Here is a 17,913-nt window from a genome sequence, read left to right as displayed (position 1 = left end):
ACAGAAGTTAAATAACGGTATCTATAAATCATTTATATATAAACTATCAATTGACGAATAGACGCTTTATGGCTTTTATATCATAAAAAAATATGCAAATACACAAACAATCTCTATCAAGGCAAAATGGGGGAGCCATCCGGCCCTGTGCGGCGCTCGCCCCGCTGCGGTGCTATTTTGGCACCGCCTAACAGTCGTGTCGTCAACCCCTGCACGCTGCCGCTCCCACAAAGCAGCGCGCGATCACGCCTGCCGCCCATCTGCGCGCCCCCAGCTCCACTGCGCAAAAAAAGAGAGCAGACCCAGCGGTCCGCTCTCTTTTTATTTCCAGGTCACTTACCGGTCCGCGCTCTTGCAGGCCGCTCTCGCCGCCCGCTCAAAGCACTCACTGGCCGCTGTACTGCCGGTACAGGTCCTCGGCCATCTGGCGGGCCTTTTGGCGCAGCGCCGCATCCATCACCGGCATGGGGCCAAACTGCTGCGCGTTCAGGCAGGAGGTCACGTTGCCTATGATTGCGCACATCAGCGGGTCCTCTCCCTCGCACATGGCAAAGAAAGCCGCCGCTGTCGACGAGTTGCCGCAGCCGGTGGGGTCTATGTCGTGCTCGCCGCGCACAATGGGCACGAACCACGCCTTGTCGGGCATCACCATGTAGCTGCCCTTGATGCCCACTCTAAAAAAGCAGGGCTTGCCAATCTTCTGCATGGCGGCGATACATCCCTCTTCGGTCTCCTGCGAAAAGATGTCTTTGGCCTCCGGCAGGTTTACCGAGTAGATGTCCACATGCTGCAGGCACTCCAGAATATCGTCTAAAAACCCGGCCTTACAGTTGCCGGTATTGATCTCAAACATTACCTTAAAGCCGTACTTCTCCCGCATGCGCCCGATCTTGCGAAACTCCACCGGGTTGGCGCTGGCCACCATCGACAAGCCCTTCAGGTCACCGGCCACCGGCTCTATCTGCTCGGGGTGGGTCACCATGTACATGTTGTGGGCGCTGCCCTCGGGGTAGATAGAGTGCTCGAAAAAGCGGCCGTCGGGCTCGTAGTTCACCTGGTTGTACACGCAGTGCCTGTGGCACAGGTTCAGCCCGGTGCGGGGTATGTGGTTGCCGTCCCACCAGGGGGCCACCAGCGTCTCAAAGTCCTCGCCGATATCGCCCACAAAGTGGCACTGGTCGGTCCACAGTCGAATGCCCGATAGCGCATACAGCCCGCCGCCGCCCAGCAGCCCCTCTTTGGTGCTGCCGTCGGCGTACTTGATGTTGTTGAGCATGATGGAACCGGTCACGGCGTAATTTTTCATCTCGATCCCTCCAGTATCAGTGCACGGGGGAGCACATGCATATATGCACACATCCCCCGCCGGGCATTGCGGTCTGTTACTTGCCCCAGGGGCCGGCAAAACCGCGGAAGAACGGCTCGCCGTCGAGCACGGTCATGTAGCTGGCCAGCAGCGACAGCGCCAGGTAGTTGGCCGCCGGCGCCAACCAGGATACCGGAGCCTCGGGCAGGCTGATGATGTGCAGCCCTTTTTGCGCGATGCTCTCAGCCGGCAGGTCGGTCACCACTACGCCTTTGCGCTCCAAATGCTCCACCACCGGCAGCAGCTCCAGCTGCCGCGAAAGCGACGGCGAGGACTTGCTGATAACGGCAAAGGTGGCCATGTGGTGGGTATCCTTGATAAAGTAGTTGACGTGCTCCCAGTTCTCCGAGTCGTCGTATACCGTAAAGGGGCCAAAGCCCTCGGCGAACTTGCAGCTGCCAAAATAGGCGGTGGCAAAGTCGGCGTCGTCGCCCACAAAGTCAAAGCCGTCGCAATCCTGCAGCTCCTGCGCCAAGGCAAAAATGTCGTCGGCCTGCTCCTGGCACAGGTCGCCGCAGGCCACGCAGTAGGCCTTGGCGTCCTCTCTATAGCCCTCGGCCTGCTCTTTGGTAATGGTTCCGGCAGCCAGTGCCAGCCCCACCCCGGTAAAGATCACGCCCAGGCAGGACACCGCATAGCTCAGCACGCTGGGGGTGGGCGACACAACCTCCGGTTTGGGCAGCGCCACTACACTGTCACAGGCCTTGCCCAGCGGGGTGGTGGCATTGCCGGTCAGAGCGATGGTAAAGACCCCGCTCCCCTTAGCGCGCACCATGCCGTCGAGCACCCGCTGTGCGGTGCCCGAGGCGCTGATGCCCATGGCCAGCACCCCTTTTTTCAGCATGAACGACGGGATCTGACCGGCCAGATCATTGGCCCGCACCGGGTGTACCGTGCAGCCCGGCAGCAGTGCCCGCAGCGCCGGGGCGGCGGCCATGCTGGCGCAGTACGAGTCGCCGCAGCCGGTCACGTACACGTCGCTGGGGCGCACCAAAGCGCTGTCTTTCTCAGCGATCTTGGCGGCGGCGTCCACCGCTGCCGCGTACATCTCATCTATGTAGCCGGGCACGAGCGCGGCGAAATCCTTTACCTGTTTAGAAAGAGCGTTCTGCTCACAGTCGTTTCTGGTGATAGTTGCCACTTTGTTCCCCTCCTCTTACAGCACTTCGATGTGGCTGTCCTGCAGCCGGCTGATGTTGGCGTTGTCCCATACGCCCTGCTTTTTGCGGTAAGGCGCCAGCATATCCGGCTCCAGCGCGTGCGGGTACGAGGCCAGCAGCGACAGCGGGATGTGCAAGAACCCGGCCGCCATCCACGGGTAAGAGGCCTTGGGCATAGTGCAGACCACCGCCTCTTTGGGGAACAGCTCCCGGTCGGCGTCGGTGGCGATGACCACCATACGGCCCAGCTGGCACAGCGTCTCGGCGGTCTTTACCGCCCGCTGCAGCGTGGGCGAGTCGGCGCTGATGGCCATGGCCGTACCGATCTTGTCCAGCTCGCGGTGGAAGTAGCCCACGTGGTTAAAGTTTTCGGTGTCGTCCCAGTTGGCCATGCGGCCCACCGACTCGGGGTACTTAAAGCCCGAGAACAGCGCCGCGCCGTAGTCGCCGCCGTCGCCCAGCATCGTATAGCGGTCAAATTTGGCCCACTTGTCCATGCAGCCAAAAACCGTCTCGTCTATCTCGTCGATGACCTCGGCCAGATCGCTGGTGCCGTAGCGGTACAGCGCGTGGCGGATGTCCTGATACTCCCCATCGTCGATCTTGCCCTGGGCTTGGGCCAGCTTGGCCGCCAGGTAAAACTGCCCCACGCAGGAGGCGGTGTAGGCGATCACCTTGGGGGTGCCGGGCATGTAGGGCATGTCCTTGAGCTGCAAAACGCTGTTGCACTCTTTGCCCAGCGGCGACTCGGGGTCGCCGGTCAGCGCCACGGTAAAAGCGCCGTGGGCCTTGGCGTGGCGGGCGCTCTCCACCACCCGCGAAACACCGCCCGAGATGCTGTTTAAGATCACCAGCGCCCCGTCGAGCTCGGCGGGGGTGGTGTAGCGGCCGCAGTACAGGGCCGAGATGCCCTGCGCCGGCAGCTGGCACAGCTGTGCAAAAGCGGGATAGGTGGCGGCGCCGCTGGCAAACGAGTCGCCGCAGCCCGACAGGATCACCTGCTTGATGCTGCTGGGATCGGCCGGCAGCGCTGCGCGCAGGGCCTCATCAGAAAAGCTCGCCTCAATAATGGGTGGCAGCATGGTCGGGGTCTCAACGGCCTGCTGCACCATAGGGCTGTGATAGTCTAAACGGTTCATAAAAAAACGGCCTCCTTTATTGTGCGTACTCGAAACATGTTCAGTATAGCACCAAAAAATGCCCCTGTATAGTTGCATAAAAAAGATTGGCGAACACCACAAAAAAGAGACTTTTTACCCAAGGCAAACGGCGAAGATTTTGTGCAAAGGGTTAAAATTGGCCGGATATTTTGGGCACCTCGCAGACAGACACCGTCCAAAACACCGGTGTTTTGCGGTGCTTTTTGGCAGTCTCTCTATTTTTCCACCGCCGGCGCTGTGCAGCCCGTCGCCCCTGTAGAGCGCGGCGTTTGCCCCCGCCTGCCGGCCGTGTTACACTGTGTATGGGGCCGCCATCAGGCCGCCTTACACACCGGTACTATAAAAAGGAGCGCCTATGTCTTCACTCACCGTCACCTCGCCCAGTTTCGCAAACGGGGGCCAGATCCCCCTGCTGCACACCGGCTTTGGGGCCGACTGCTCGCCCCAGCTCGAGCTGTCCGGCCTCAGCAGTCAGGCCGTCTCGCTGGCCGTCGTGCTGTGCGATATGGATCACCCCATCCCCGCCTACCCCCACTGGCTCATCTGGGATCTCCCCGCCGCCCCGGTCATCCCCGGCAATATCCCCCCCGGCGCCGCGCTGTCCGCCCTGGGCGGCGCAGTGCAGGGGGTAGCCTACGGCAAAAATCGCTACCGCGGGCCCAAACCGCCTTTTCACTGGTCACACCGCTACCACTTTACCGTGTACGCGCTCGACTGCCGGCTCTCCCTGCCGCCCACCACCCGCCGCCGCCAACTGCTGGCGGCCATGCAGGGGCATATCCTGCAGCAGGGCCAGCTCGCCGGCCACTACCGCTGATCTGGCCGCGACCTATCTATATAAGGAACGAACACGTTCCGCCCCGGGTCCCGTCCCTCCAAAAGTTATCGCCTGCCGCACCCCGTGCTGCAAGGTATCGCCGCCGCCCATATGCCTGCCCGGCCACACCACCGCGAAAATAGATACCTCGCCTAACAGAGCCCAGCAGTGCCCAACAAAAGAGAGCGGACAGTGCCCCTATTTGGGCGCTCGTCCGCTCTCTTTTATAAGTGCTCGTGTTCCCCTAGACAAGGCAGCGGCCCCGCCCGCCGCCTAAGGGGCCAGCCGCTTTTTCACGGTGCCGGCGCTATCGTCCAGCGCGATCTGCAGCTGTCCTTTGCCCAGGTGCAGTCCGGCGCTGTCAAAAGCGGTCTTGATGTGCTCCAGCAGGTCGTATTTCAGCGGGTACAGGTCGTCTGGCGCCGCCCATACCCGCAGCAAAATATTTAGGCTGGTGTCGCCGTACTCGCCCACCCGTATCAGCGGGGCGGGGTCTTTGTAGGCCTTTTCATCGGCGTACACGATCTGGTGCAGCAGGTCTTTGGCCAGCTGGTAGTCGTCGTCGTAGCGGATGGGGATGCGCAGATCCAGCATGCGCATGGTCTCCGAGGAGCAGTTGATGATCTTCGAGGAGGAGACCTGGCTGTTGGGCAGGTAGATACCGCGGTTGTCGATGGTCGAGAGCTTGGTATACACGATGCCGATCTCCTGCACCGTGCCGCTGATGCCGTCCAGCTCCACAAAGTCGCCCACCGCAAACGGCTTGGCAAACAGGATCTGCAGCCCGCCGGCCACATCGGTCAGGCTGTCCTTTACCGCCAGCGAGATCGCCAGTCCGGCCACGCTGAACACCGCCAAAAAGCTCGACAGGTCAATGCCCAGCGAGCCGCCGGCCGTAAACAGGATGAGCAGCCAGAACACCAGCTTGATGGCCGAGACGAAAAAGCGGTGAAACGAAGGCTGCAATTTCGAGCGCTGCAGCACTTTTTCAAAGAACGACAGCGCCACCTTCATCACGATATAGCCGACGACGATGATGGCCAGCGCGGTCAAGATAGCCGGCAGGTGCTCCTTTAAAAAGCGAAACAGGCTGTCGGCGGTCACCGCCCCGCTCGGGTCCTTGATCTCCTCCGGTATCTCCAGCGCGCTCGAAGAAGACGAGCCCGACGAAGTCGCCGCCAACATATACAGCAAACGCGTCACGATAGTCACCTCTTTTAAAATACAGCGGTGCCGCTCGCCCCGCGGCCCACCCGATTTTTCCTTACAGTACCACATTTTTACCCGCAGGGCAACCCGGCCGGTCCCACATTATCGGCCGGCCGGGGCAGGGGAGGAGCACCCCGCTCCTTGCCCGTCTCCCGCCGCCCGATATCCCCCAAAACGCGGTGGCACTGTCCCCGGTTCGCACAAACACCTCACGTCCCCACTCTATAGCCGCCGCCGGCCATACATCGGGTCCAGAGCAGGGGAGACCCCCGCCCTCTGTGCACCTCACCGTCCGCCGTACCCGGTACCCGCCCACCCAAACTCCCGCCGTGCCGCACCCGGTGCCCCCCTCAAAATGAACAGCCGTGCCGCCCCGCTGCCCCCCAAAAACGCTTTCCAACACCACCTCAACACCACCCTAATATTTCCCCAACATCTGCCCCCACATCGCCGCCCGCCATCTTGCGGCCGCGGCAGCGCCCCCCACCGCTCGCCCCCAACTCCTGCCCCTCTTTTTTCTAAAAAAGCATACCGATTGCACAAGCCGTACCCACCGCGTTTGTTCAAATAATCTTTATCGCCCGTACAAAAACTGTTCACGAGTCATTGTAAAAGCAAAAAAAATGCGCTATAATATGGTGGATTGGAATGGGGGCCGCTTTTCCCCTTTCATATATTACAAGGTTAAGGAGATAGAGAGATGGAATTTGCACTACTCGTAACGATCACCGGTATGGTCGTCGTGTTCGCTGCGCTGATATTCCTCACCCTGTGCATCTGGCTGCTGGGCAAGATCGTGGGTGGTATCGGCGGAGGGTCCAAAAAAGACGCGGCGCCCGCCCCGCAAAAACCGGCTGCCCCCGCCGCCAGACCCGCCGCCCCGGTACAGCAGGCGGCCGCAAGCGACGGCGTTCCCGAAGGGGTCGTCGCCGCCATTTCCGCCGCCGTGGCCATGATGATGGGCGGCAAGCCCTTCAAGGTCAAGAGCATCCGCCGCCAGAAATCCGGCCGCCGTCCGGCCTGGAGCACTGCAGGCATCATCGAGAACACCCGCCCCTTTTAAAATCTATCTAAAGAGAGAGGAAATGTGACATGTTTCAACAGTTTCTCGATACTGTAAAAGGTATCATCATGTCCTCGGGCTTTGCCAACTGCCCGTGGCAAAATCTCTTGATGATCGCCATCGCCTGTGTGCTGCTCTACCTGGCCATCGTCAAGGGCTTCGAGCCGCTGCTGCTTTTGCCTATCGCATTTGGCATGCTGCTGGCCAACATCCCCGTCGCCAACCTGTCCTCCCACGCCGAGGGCAGCCTTATCTACTACCTGTATCAGGGCGTTAAGATGGGCATTTACCCGCCCCTTATCTTCCTCGGTATCGGCTGTATGACCGACTTTGCCCCCCTCATCGCCAACCCCAAGAGCTTCCTTTTGGGCGCCGCGGCACAGGGCGGTATCTTCTTCACCTTCATCGGTGCCACCCTGCTGGGCTTTACGCCCAAACAGGCCGGTGCCATCGGCATCATCGGCGGCGCTGACGGCCCCACTGCCATCTTCGTCACCAGCAAACTGGCCCCCGAGCTGCTGGGCGCCATCGCCATCGCCGCCTACTCCTACATGGCGCTGGTCCCCATCATCCAGCCGCCCATCATGAAGGCGCTCACCACCCAAAAAGAGCGCATGGTGGTCATGGATACTCTGCGCCCGGTCTCCAAGACCGAGAAGGTCATCTTCCCCATCATGGTCACCATCATCGTCTCCTTCCTGGTGCCCGATGCCGCCCCGCTGGTCGGCATGCTCATGCTGGGTAACCTCATGCGCGAGAGCGGCGTGGTCGACCGTCTGGTCAAGACCGCGCAAAACGAACTGATGAACATCATCACCATCTTCCTGGGCGTCTCGGTCGGCGCCACCGCCACCGGCGACCGCTTCTTAAGCCCCGAGACCTTAAAGATCATCGCCCTGGGCCTCATCGCTTTCTGCGTGGGCACTGCCTGCGGCGTGCTGCTGGGCAAGCTCATGTACCTGGTCACCGGCGGCAAGATCAACCCCCTCATCGGCTCGGCCGGTGTTTCGGCAGTCCCCATGGCCGCCCGTGTCTCGCAGAAGGTCGGCCAGCAGTATAACCCCGCCAACTTCCTGCTCATGCACGCCATGGGCCCCAACGTGGCCGGTGTTATCGGCTCGGCGGTCGCGGCCGGCGTGCTCATCAACATCTGTCGATAAAAGCTACATAATCGCATCTTAAAAGGCAGGGGCCCGCGGGCCCCTGCCTTTTTATCCGCCCGCCACACCAAATAAAAAGCGAGGTGTCTTTCATGCAGATAAGCGAGATCATAAATACCATCACCGCCGCGCTGGCCCCGGTCGCCGGTATCGACGCCGTGGTGCTGGGCGGCTCCCGTGCCACCGGTACCGCCGGCCCCGGCTCCGATATCGATATCGGCGTCTACTACACCGCCGCCCTCGACCTGCCCGCCTTTTCCCGTGCCGCCACCGCCCTCGACGACGCCCACCGCCCCGACTGTATCACCGGTCTGGGTGCCTGGGGCCCCCGGATAAACGGCGGCGGCTGGCTCACGGTGGGCGGCGTCCCGGTCGATATCCTCTTTCGCGACACCGCCCAAGTCGCCCGCTGTATACAGGACTGTATCGCCGGGCACATCACCATCGACTATCAGTGCGGCCATCCCTTCGGTTTTGTAAATGCCATCTACATGGGGGAGGTATACCACTGCCGCCCGCTGCGGCAAAATACCCCCGCGCTGCAGCAGCTCAAAGATCAGCTGCGCACCTTCCCGCCCCGCTATCAAAAAGCCGCCGTCGAAAAGTTTCTCTGGGAGAGCGATTTTTCCCTCACCTGCGGGCAAAAAGCGATCGCCAAAGGCGACCACCTCTATGCCGTCGGCTCTCTCTACCGCACCGCCAACTGTCTGCTGCAGGCGCTGTATGCCGCCGCCGGCCTCTACTGCCTAAACGAAAAAGGCAGTCTTCAGCGCCTGCTGCACAGCGGCGCCCCGGTCCCGCCCGGCCTGGCGTCCGCCCTGTCGGCCATCCTAACGGTAGACCCGCAAAATATCGCCCCCTCCTTCGATATAGCCGCGCAGCTGCACCGGCAGGTGTGCGCACTGTGCGCCCGGGGATAAGGTGACGACAAAGCCCGGTGCGCCCACTCGGCGGCCGCTGCCGCTCGCTGCGGTGGCGGCCGCCGCTGTCTGTCTTTACAAAAATGTACTGCGGCGGCAGGGGAGCGGTAATCGGGGATAAATCTACCTGCACCCGGCCCCATTTTGCCGCCCAAGCCAGAGAAAAAAGGTGCATTTTAAAACAGCCGCTTCGCCCCGCGCGCAGCCGCCGCCCGGCGCGGGCCAAAAAGCCGTCCATCCGCTTGGCAGTGCCGTTTGCCGGCGCCTTAAAAGAGTTTTCTGCCCGGCGGTGATCGGGTCTGCCAACACGGCGCTAAGGTCCTGTTTTGCCGGCGACACTTTTAAAAAGGCGGGGCATGTGGTAAAATGTAAATAGACTGCGATCTCTTGCCGGGGGCCCTTTGGGGCCCCCGCAAAGTCGCCCCTGCGCCGGCCTGCCCGCCTCGCCCCGCGCGGGACTACATATGATTGGAGACGCGTTATCCTATGGCTCAACCACTCAAAGAGCAGTTTGTAAAATTGCGGCGCGATTATATCGCGAGCCGCTTTTCCTCCCTCAACGACATGCAGCGACAAGCCGTCCTGCAGACCGACGGCCCGGTGCTCATCCTGGCCGGTGCCGGCAGCGGCAAAACCACCGTGCTGGTCAACCGGGTGGCCAATCTGGTCGCCTTTGGCCGCGCCTATCACGCCGAAGAAGTGTACGGCACCCCCACCCAGCAGGATATCGACGCCCTGCAGGCGGCCATAGCCAGCGGCGCCCAGCTGCCCCAGTCCACCGCCGACCTGCTGCCGGTATCCGCCCCCCGCCCCTGGAACATTTTGGCCATCACCTTTACCAACAAGGCCGCCGGCGAGCTCAAAGAGCGCCTTTTTTCCATGGTGGGCGACGCCGCGGCCGACATTCAGGCCAGCACCTTCCACTCGGCCTGTGTGCGCATCCTGCGCCGCTGTATCGACCGGCTGGGCTTTACCTCCAACTTCACCATCTACGACACCGACGACGCCGTGCGCCTGCTCAAAACAGTGCTCCGCGAACTGCAGATCGACGACAAGATGTTCCCCCCCAAGTCGGTGCTGTCGGCCATCGGCCGCCTGAAAGACAGCATGGTCGACCCGGAGGAGAACGCCGCCCGCGACCACGCCGACTTTAAAGAGCGCACCATCGCCAAGATCTACCAGCGCTACCAAAAGGCGCTCAAAGCCGCCAACGCGGTGGATTTCGACGACATCATCTACCACACGGTGCGCATCCTGCAGGCCGACGAGCAGGTGCGCAGCTACTACCAGGACCGCTACCGCTACGTGCTGGTCGACGAGTATCAAGACACCAACCGCGTCCAGTTCGAGCTGGTGCGCCTGCTGGCCGCCGGCCACCAAAACCTCTGCGTGGTGGGCGACGACGACCAGTCCATCTACAAATTTCGCGGCGCCACCATCGAAAATATCTTAAACTTCGAGCAGACCTTCCCCGGCGCCACCGTCATCCGGCTCGAGCAGAACTACCGCTCCACCCAAAACATCCTCAGCGCGGCCAACCAGGTCATTCAAAACAACACCGCCCGCAAAGGAAAAAATCTCTGGACCAGCGCCGGCGCCGGGGCCAAGATCACCGTCTACACCGCCCGCGACGAGTTCGGAGAGGCCGAGTTCATCGGCGACACCATCGAGAAAAACGTCTCCGAGGAGGGCTGCCGCTACGGCGACCACGCCATCCTCTACCGCATGAACGCCCAGTCAAACGCCATCGAGCGCTACTTCGCCCGCGCCGGCATCCCCTATAAGATCATTGGCGGCCTGCGCTTTTTCGACCGCAAAGAGATCAAGGATACCGTCGCCTATCTCAGCGTCATCCAAAACCCGGCCGATACCATCCGCCTGCGCCGTATCATCAACGAACCCAAGCGCGGCATCGGCGGGGCCACCCTGGCCAAAGCCGAGCAGATCGCCAGCGGTCTGGGCCTGCCCCTGTACGAGGTACTGCAGCACGCCTACGACTACCCGGCCATCGCCAGCCGCGGCAAAGGCATCCGCGCCTTTACCGACATGTTCGACGCGCTCATCGCCCAAAAAGACCAGCTGAGCCTGGCCGACCTCACCCGCCAAATGCTCGAGGACACCGGCTATATCGCCGCTCTGCGCGCCCAGGGTTTCGAGGGCGAGACCCGGCTCGAGAATATCGAGGAGTTCGTCTCCAACGTAGTCAAGTACGAGCAGTCGGCCGAGGAGCCCTCGCTGCAGGAGTTTTTAGAGGAGATCGCCCTCATCACCGACATCGACAATTTCGATGCCGAGGCCGACAGCGTGGTGCTCATGACCATGCATGCGGCCAAGGGGCTGGAGTTTAAAAACGTGTTCATCGCCGGCATGGAAGACGGCATCTTCCCCGGCCGCCAGTCCATGTACTCCTCCGAGGAGCTGGAGGAGGAGCGCCGCCTGGCCTACGTAGGCATCACCCGCGCCAAAGAGCGGCTGTACCTGCTCAACACCAAGCAGCGCATGCTGTTCGGCGCCACCCAGCGCAACCCGGCCTCCCGCTTTTTAGCCGAGATCCCCGACGAGTATCTCGAGGTACAGGGGGCCCCCGAGCCCATGCATCTCGACCTGTCGGCAGTGCGCTTCGGCCCCTCGCCCTCCACCCGCGGCGGCGGTCAGATCGGCGTCGGCGGCCGCCGCCAGCCGGCCCCGGCCGCCCCCAAAAAGACCGGCGCCCAGTACGCGGTGGGCGACAAGGTGGCCCACAAGGTGTTCGGTGCCGGCGCCATCCTCTCGCTGACCCCCATGGGCGGCGACACGCTGCTGGAGGTCGACTTCGACAAGGTGGGCATCAAAAAGATCATGGCCAACTTCGCCAAGCTGCAAAAGCTCAGCGACTAGCGATACCCGCGCGCAAAACTTTCATCACAAGGGGGAAACACCTGTGCAAAACCCATCAAAACAGGGCAAACTGATCGTGATAGAGGGCCTCGACGGCAGTGGTAAGGCCACCCAAACGGCGCTGCTGGCCCAAAACCTGCAGCGCGGCGGCCATCCGCTCTTGCAGGTCAGCTTTCCCAGCTACGGTCAGCCCGCCGCCGGCGCGCTGGAGGAGTATCTGTCCGGCGCCTACGGCCAAAAGCCCGAAGATGTGGGTGCCTATGCCGCCTCCACCTTTTTTGCCGTCGACCGCTTTGCCAGCTTTCGCAAGAGCTGGGGGGCGCACTACCGGCAGGGGGGGCTGGTGCTGTGCGACCGCTACACCACCTCCAACGCCCTGCACCAGCTGGCCAAATTGCCCCCGCCCCAGTGGCAGCCCTACCTCGACTGGCTGTGCGACCTGGAATTCTGCAAAATGCAGATCCCGGCGCCCGACCTGGTGCTGTATCTCGATATGGACCCGGCCGTGTCCCAGCAGCTGATGGACCGGCGCTACGCCGGCGGCGGCCACAGAGATATCCACGAACAGGATGTAGCCTATCTCACCCACTGCCGCCGGGCGGCAGATTTCTGCATCCAAAAGCTGGGCTGGCACAAAATACGCTGCAGCAGCGCCACCGAGCCGTATCCCATCGAGCAGATAGCCGGCGAGATATACCGTAAAGTATGTGAGGAGATCATTTCTATATGTTGACATTTAAAAAGCCCGCTCTCGAGGACCAGTCATGGGCCGAACCGCTGCTCTATGCCGCCGGTTTCGGCAGCTGTGAGTACGCCTTTTCCAACATCTACATGTGGTGGGGCGCCTACGGCATCGAGTACACCCAGGCCGAGGGGTTCTTCGTCTCCCGCTCGATCGACGGCGACAGCGCCATCTACAATTTCCCCGCCGGCCCCGCAGTCGACGACCTCACCGCCCTGCGCCGGGTGCTTGACCTGCTGCGCGAAGACTGCCGGGCGCTGGGCAAAAAGTTCGTCATCAACGGCGCCGGCGAGCGGCAGGCGTCTCTGCTGCGGGCGCTCTTCGGCGACGATATCCAGCTGCAAAACAATCGCGACTACTTCGATTACGTCTACTCCGCACCAAAGCTGGCGGCGCTGCCGGGCAAAAAAATGCACTCCAAGCGCAACCACATCGCCTTTTTCGAAAAGACCTACAACTGGTCCTACGAGCCCATCACCCGCCAAAACATCCCCGACTGTCTGGCCATGAACGAGGAGTGGTGTCGCCAAAACGGCTGCAGCACCAGCGAGAGCCTGCAGATCGAGCACTGCGCGGTCAAAAAGGCCTTTGCCGACTACGAGCAGCTGGGCCTGCGCGGCGGTCTCCTGCGGGTCGACGGCCAGGTGGTGGCCTTCACCTTCGGCCACGCCATCAGCAAAGACTATTTCGATACTCATGTCGAAAAGGCCTTTGGCGACTACCGCGGTGCCTATCCCATGATCAACCGCGAGTTCGCCAAAACGCTGCAGGACGAGTTCCTCTTCATCAACCGCGAGGAAGATCTGGGCGAGGAGGGGTTGCGTAAGGCCAAGCTCTCCTACAAGCCCGAACTGCTGCTGGAAAAATACACCGTGACACTGGAGGACTGATGCCGGTGATCGATACCGCCACCCGGGCCGACTGGCCCGCACTTAAAACCATCTGGCAGGCCTGCTTCGGCGACGAGAGCAGCTATATCGACCTGTTTTTAGAGGATCTGTTTGACAGCTGTATCCCGCTGGTCTGGCGGCAAGAGGGGCAGCCGGTGGCCATGCTCTACCTGTTGCCGGTGCAGCTGGTGCATACCGGCCAGGCGCAGAGCTGGCACTACCTCTACGCCGCCGCCACACTGCCCAGCTGTCAGGGGCGGGGGCTCATGGGGCAGCTGTTAAAAGCCGCCCGGCAGAGCAGCGCACAGGCCGGTGCCGCGGGCATCCTTCTGGTCCCCGGTGAAAAGAGCCTCTTTCAGTACTACGCCCGCTTTGGCTACGCTACCTACGGCGCCCGGCGGCAGCTGTGTCTGGCGGCCGACGAGCTGTCCGGCCCCGCCGCAGTGATCTCGCCGCTGCCGCCGCCGCAGCTTGCCGCCTGCCGCCGGCAGGCGCTGGCCGGGCTCGGGCTCAGCTATATGGCCCACAGCCCGGCGGGCTACCGGCACATCTGCCGCGAAGCGGCGTACCTGGGCGGCGGGGTCTACCACTTTAACGGCGGGCACTGCGTCGTCCACCGCGACGGCGACACCGCCCTTGTCAAAGAGCTGGCCGCCGCCGATACCGCCACCGCTGCCGCTGTACTGCGGGCGGTGTGCGGTCTCCTGGGCACTGCCCGGCTGCTGCTCACGCTGCCGCCGCAGGGGCCGCTGTTTGCCGGTCTGGGGCAGGTGCTGCCGGCGGCCATGTCGCTGCCGCCGCCGGGCCCGTCCGCGCCTCCCGCCTTTATCGACCTGGTGTTGGACTGACGCGTTCCCGATCGCGCCCCTGTCCCGTCGGGCCATATCTCGCCGGCCGGTAAAGACGCAGCCTGCTGTTGCACAAAGTCATATTTTAGGGCACAAAAGGCCCAATTTTACAATTTGTTTACAATTTCGCGCGCAACTGTGCCGCGGTGAAAGGATGGTCTCAGCTCGTGATCTATGTATTTTTTGCCCAGGGATTTGAGGAGATCGAGGGTCTGGCCCCGGTGGATATTTTGCGCCGGGCCGAACTGGAAGTGATGATGGTCGGCGTCGGTTCCCGTCAGGTGACCGGCGCCCACGGCATCACCGTCGCCTGCGACATCGCCGACAGCGATATCGTCTTAGAAGAGGGGCTGCAAATGATGGTGCTGCCCGGCGGTATGCCCGGCACCCTGGGGCTGGAGCACAGCCCCCAGGTGCAGCGCTGTATCGACTACTGCGCAGAAAACCACATCCCCATCGGCGCCATCTGCGCCGCCCCCTCCATCCTCGGCCACAAAGGCCTGCTCGACGGCCGGCGCGCCACCTGCTTCCCCGGCTTTGAAGACCAGCTGGGCGACACCGTCTCCACCGGCGCCCCGGTAGAGATCGACGGCGATATCATCACCGCCCGCGGCGCCGGCGTGGCCTGCGAGTTCGGTCTGGCCCTGGTCGAAAAACTGCTGGGTGCCCCCCGCGCGCAGCTGCTCAAAAATTCCATCCGCATGCGCCCCTAGTCAGCGGGGGCAGCCCGCTCGGCGGCGCTGTCCTTTTCTCGCGAGGTGATATCATGACGACCGATCCCAAAGCCCCTCTGCGCCACTGGGCCAAGCAGTACCGCGCCGGTCTGGACCGGCGGCAAAAAGCGCAAAAAGATGCCGACATCACCGCCCAGCTCTGGCAGCTGCCCCAATTTGCCGGCGCCCCGGCGGTGGTGCTCTACGCCGCCCTGCCCCGCGAGATCGATACACTGCCGATCATCGAGCAGTGTATCGACCTGGGCAAACAGGTATATCTGCCCCGGGTGGTGGGCCGGCAGCTGCAGCTGGTACATACGCCGTCCACCGCCAGCCTGCGCATCGGTGCCTTTTCGGTGCCCGAGCCCACCGGTACCCGGCTGTGCGGGCGCACCGACCTCCCCATCGTGGTTCCCGGTCTGGCCTTTGACCGGCAGGGCTACCGCGCCGGTTACGGCAAAGGTTACTACGACCGGCTGCTGGCAAACTGGACTGGCTTTAAAATCGGCCTGTGTTACCGCGACTGCCTGTTTGCCACCGTCCACCCCCACCTGTACGACATACCTGTAGACCAGGTGCTCACCGAAGAGACAGAGAAGGAGAACACCCATGACCAGTAATTTAAAAACCACCTCCAAAGGCCCCAAAAGCCGCAAAAAACTGCTGCTCATCATCGCCGCTGTCGCCGCCGTACTGGTGCTGCTGGCCGGCGGTGTCGGCCTCTGGGCTGCCGGCGAGATCGGCGGCTGGGGCGGCGCCGGCAAACAGGTCACCGTCACTGTGGCCGAGGGCAGCTCCACCGGCCAGATCGCCCAGGCCCTCAAAGATAAAGGGGTGATCTCCAGCCCCACCGTCTTTAAGATCTACTCCCGCCTGCAGGGCCACGACGGCAGCTACCAGTTCGGCGACCACCAGGTAAAGAAAAACGCCCCCTATGCCGATATCGTCAAGGTGTTGCAGCAGACTACGCAGGATGCCGACACCGTATCGGTCACCATCCCCGAGGGGTATAATCTGGCCCAGATCGCCCGCCGCCTGCAAAAGGCCGGTATCTGCGACGAGAACGCCTTTATCGAGGCCATCAACACGGCCGATTTCGGCCTCAAGTTCCAGCAGCACGTCGCCGACGATCCGCTGAAAATCCTCAAGATGGAGGGCTACGCCTTCCCCGACACCTACCAGTTTAAAAAGGACGCCGACCCCACCGAGGTGGCGCGGGTGTTCCTCACCCATTTCGACAGCCAGATCACCGACGAGATGTACGCCCGCATGGATGAGCTGGGCATGTCGCTCGACGAGACGATCGCCTTGGCCTCGATGATCCAGAGCGAGTCGTTTTCAAACGACGACATGTTCATGGTCTCCTCAGTGTTCCACAACCGGCTCAACAACCCCGATATCCTCTCTCAGCTGCAGTCCGATGTGACCATCCTCTTTTTGCAGTTCTACGACGATTTCGGCATCACCTACAGCGAGCAGCAGTCCGAGGCCTACAACACCTACTCGGCGGTGGGCATCCCGGTGGGTGCCATCTGCAACCCCGGCCAGGCGGCCATCCACGCCGCGCTCTACCCGGCCGAGTCCGAGTACTTCTACTTCGTCACCGACGGCAACAACAACTACTACTACGCCAAGACCTACGAGGAGCACGAAAAGAACGTGGCCGAGGCCAGCAAGACATGGAAAAAGTAAATATGCAGCCGGTACCTGCCCATCCGCTGGAACTGCTGGCCCCGGCCGGCGACCCCGAGCGGCTGCAGGCCGCACTGCTCTATGGGGCCGATGCGGTCTACCTGGCCGGTGACAGCTACGGCATGCGCGCCGGGGCCGGCAATTTTAACCGGCAGCAGCTGGCCCAGGCGGTGGCCGATGCCCACCGGCAGGGAGTCAAGGTGTATGTCACCTGTAATACCATGCCCCGCTGCGGCGAGCTGGCAGAGCTGCCCAGCTACCTCTCTTACCTACAGTCTATCGGTGTCGACGCGCTCATTGTCGCCGACTTGGGGGTACTGCAGCTGGCCCGTCAGCACGCCCCACAGGTGGCGCTGCACGTGTCTACCCAGTTTGGGGTGGTCAATTACGCCACCGCCAATGCACTGTACCAGTTGGGTGCCAGCCGGGTGGTGCTGGCCCGTGAGCTCTCGCTGCAGGAGATAGCCGATATCCGCCAAAACACCCCGCCCCAGCTGGAGCTGGAGGCCTTTGTCCACGGGGCGATGTGCATGTCGGTATCGGGCCGCTGTCTGCTCTCCCAGTACCTCACCGGCCGCGATGCCAACCGCGGCGCCTGCGCCCAGCCCTGCCGCTGGCAGTACCGGCTGGTAGAGGAGACCCGTCCCGGCCAGTACTTTCCGGTAGGGCAAGACGAGAGCGGCAGCTATATCCTAAACGCCAACGACCTGTGCATGATCGAACACCTCGATGCGCTCATCCGCGCCGGCGTCACCTCTTTAAAGATCGAGGGGCGGGCCAAGGCGGTGTACTATGTGGCCGCCGTCACCAATGCTTACCGCTGTGCCCTGGATGCCTACCTCCAAGAACCCCAGCACTACCAGTGCCCCAGCTGGCTGCGGCAGGAGGTGCAAAATGTCAGCCACCGCCCCTATTCCACCGGCTTTTATATGGGCGATATACCCGGCCAACACCTGGAGGATGGCATCTATATCCGCCAGAGCGACGTGGTGGCGGTGGTGCAGAAATACCGGTCCGGCCGGCTGTACGCCACCTTAAAAAACCGTCTGCATCGGGGCGAAGAGGTCGAGCTGCTGTTGCCCGGCCGGCCGCCGCAAAAGTTTGTGGTCGATAACCTGCGCGGTGAAGACGGCCAAATTATCGACCAGGCGGTGCACCCGCAAATGCTCTTTTCGCTGCCCGCCCCCGCCGCCCCGGCCGGCTGCATGCTGCGCCGCTGCAAGGCATAGATAAAAAGCAGCCCCGTTTTTAAACGGGGCTGCTTTTTGGTTACGGTTTATGCACGATGGCCGTAGG

16 protein-coding genes are annotated in these 17,913 nt (G+C 62.2%); 12 read left to right on the top strand and 4 right to left on the bottom strand.

Annotation, left to right across the window (positions count from 1 at the left end; genetic code table 11):
* Positions 1-385 precede the first annotated feature (385 nt).
* The 3 genes from C6Y32_RS08480 to C6Y32_RS08470 all read right to left on the bottom strand — a co-directional run bounded on the left by C6Y32_RS08480 (position 386) and on the right by C6Y32_RS08470 (position 3,665).
* Positions 386-1,306, bottom strand: a complete 921-nt coding sequence (locus C6Y32_RS08480) for a PfkB family carbohydrate kinase (protein WP_105204875.1) — start codon at positions 1,304-1,306, stop codon at positions 386-388.
* 76 nt (positions 1,307-1,382) lie between these two features.
* Entirely contained in the window at positions 1,383-2,507 is a 1,125-nt protein-coding gene (locus C6Y32_RS08475; RefSeq protein ID WP_105204874.1) for an SIS domain-containing protein, read from the bottom strand.
* A gap of 15 nt (positions 2,508-2,522) precedes the next feature.
* Positions 2,523-3,665 (bottom strand): SIS domain-containing protein, encoded by a 1,143-nt coding sequence (locus tag C6Y32_RS08470; protein ID WP_164998191.1) that lies wholly within the window; start codon positions 3,663-3,665, stop codon positions 2,523-2,525.
* A gap of 376 nt (positions 3,666-4,041) precedes the next feature.
* Between C6Y32_RS08470 and C6Y32_RS08465 the strand changes: the two genes are divergently transcribed.
* Positions 4,042-4,503, top strand: coding sequence for a YbhB/YbcL family Raf kinase inhibitor-like protein (locus C6Y32_RS08465; RefSeq protein ID WP_105204872.1), 462 nt, complete (start codon positions 4,042-4,044; stop codon positions 4,501-4,503).
* 273 nt (positions 4,504-4,776) lie between these two features.
* On the opposite strand, the gene C6Y32_RS08460 is transcribed toward C6Y32_RS08465, so the two are convergent.
* Positions 4,777-5,706, bottom strand: a complete 930-nt coding sequence (locus tag C6Y32_RS08460) for a mechanosensitive ion channel family protein (RefSeq protein WP_164998190.1) — start codon at positions 5,704-5,706, stop codon at positions 4,777-4,779.
* Between the two features lie 706 nt (positions 5,707-6,412).
* On the opposite strand from C6Y32_RS08460, the gene C6Y32_RS08455 reads away from it, so the two are divergent.
* From C6Y32_RS08455 to C6Y32_RS08400, 11 genes are all read left to right on the top strand, one after another.
* Entirely contained in the window at positions 6,413-6,775 is a 363-nt protein-coding gene (locus tag C6Y32_RS08455) for an OadG family protein (RefSeq protein ID WP_105204870.1), read from the top strand.
* Between the two features lie 29 nt (positions 6,776-6,804).
* Positions 6,805-7,935, top strand: coding sequence for a sodium ion-translocating decarboxylase subunit beta (locus C6Y32_RS08450; RefSeq protein ID WP_105204869.1), 1,131 nt, complete (start codon positions 6,805-6,807; stop codon positions 7,933-7,935).
* A 92-nt stretch (positions 7,936-8,027) separates the two neighbouring features.
* Positions 8,028-8,855, top strand: a complete 828-nt coding sequence (locus C6Y32_RS15755; protein ID WP_105204868.1) for a nucleotidyltransferase domain-containing protein — start codon at positions 8,028-8,030, stop codon at positions 8,853-8,855.
* A 486-nt stretch (positions 8,856-9,341) separates the two neighbouring features.
* A complete protein-coding gene (locus C6Y32_RS08435; RefSeq protein ID WP_105204866.1) occupies positions 9,342-11,732 on the top strand; it encodes an ATP-dependent helicase in 2,391 nt (796 codons plus the stop codon).
* A 43-nt stretch (positions 11,733-11,775) separates the two neighbouring features.
* Positions 11,776-12,465 carry a dTMP kinase gene (locus C6Y32_RS08430; protein WP_105204865.1) on the top strand — a complete coding sequence of 230 codons (690 nt, stop codon included), beginning with the start codon at positions 11,776-11,778 and terminating at the stop codon, positions 12,463-12,465.
* Entirely contained in the window at positions 12,459-13,364 is a 906-nt protein-coding gene (locus C6Y32_RS08425; RefSeq protein ID WP_105204864.1) for a DUF2156 domain-containing protein, read from the top strand. Before C6Y32_RS08430 ends, C6Y32_RS08425 begins: the two co-directional genes overlap by 7 nt.
* Complete coding sequence (locus C6Y32_RS08420) at positions 13,364-14,212, top strand: GNAT family N-acetyltransferase (RefSeq protein ID WP_105204863.1); 849 nt, start codon at positions 13,364-13,366, stop codon at positions 14,210-14,212. The genes C6Y32_RS08425 and C6Y32_RS08420 overlap by 1 nt, the downstream gene beginning before the upstream one ends.
* A 167-nt stretch (positions 14,213-14,379) precedes the next feature.
* Positions 14,380-14,925 (top strand): DJ-1 family glyoxalase III, encoded by a 546-nt coding sequence (locus C6Y32_RS08415; protein WP_105204862.1) that lies wholly within the window; start codon positions 14,380-14,382, stop codon positions 14,923-14,925.
* Between the two features lie 53 nt (positions 14,926-14,978).
* On the top strand, positions 14,979-15,545 hold the full coding sequence (locus tag C6Y32_RS08410) for a 5-formyltetrahydrofolate cyclo-ligase (protein WP_105204861.1): 567 nt from the start codon (positions 14,979-14,981) through the stop codon (positions 15,543-15,545).
* Positions 15,535-16,617 carry an endolytic transglycosylase MltG gene (mltG, locus tag C6Y32_RS08405; protein ID WP_105204860.1) on the top strand — a complete coding sequence of 361 codons (1,083 nt, stop codon included), beginning with the start codon at positions 15,535-15,537 and terminating at the stop codon, positions 16,615-16,617. The genes C6Y32_RS08410 and mltG overlap by 11 nt, the downstream gene beginning before the upstream one ends.
* A complete protein-coding gene (locus tag C6Y32_RS08400; RefSeq protein WP_243562633.1) occupies positions 16,605-17,846 on the top strand; it encodes a peptidase U32 family protein in 1,242 nt (413 codons plus the stop codon). Before mltG ends, C6Y32_RS08400 begins: the two co-directional genes overlap by 13 nt.
* Positions 17,847-17,913: the final 67 nt, after the last annotated feature.

Origin of the sequence: Neobittarella massiliensis (ex Bilen et al. 2018) (assembly GCF_900289145.1) — a bacterium.
GTDB classification, from domain to species: Bacteria; Bacillota; Clostridia; order Oscillospirales; family Ruminococcaceae; genus Neobittarella; species Neobittarella massiliensis.
Note: the sequence above shows the minus strand (reverse complement) of the source record. Positions and strands in the feature narration are given on the sequence as shown.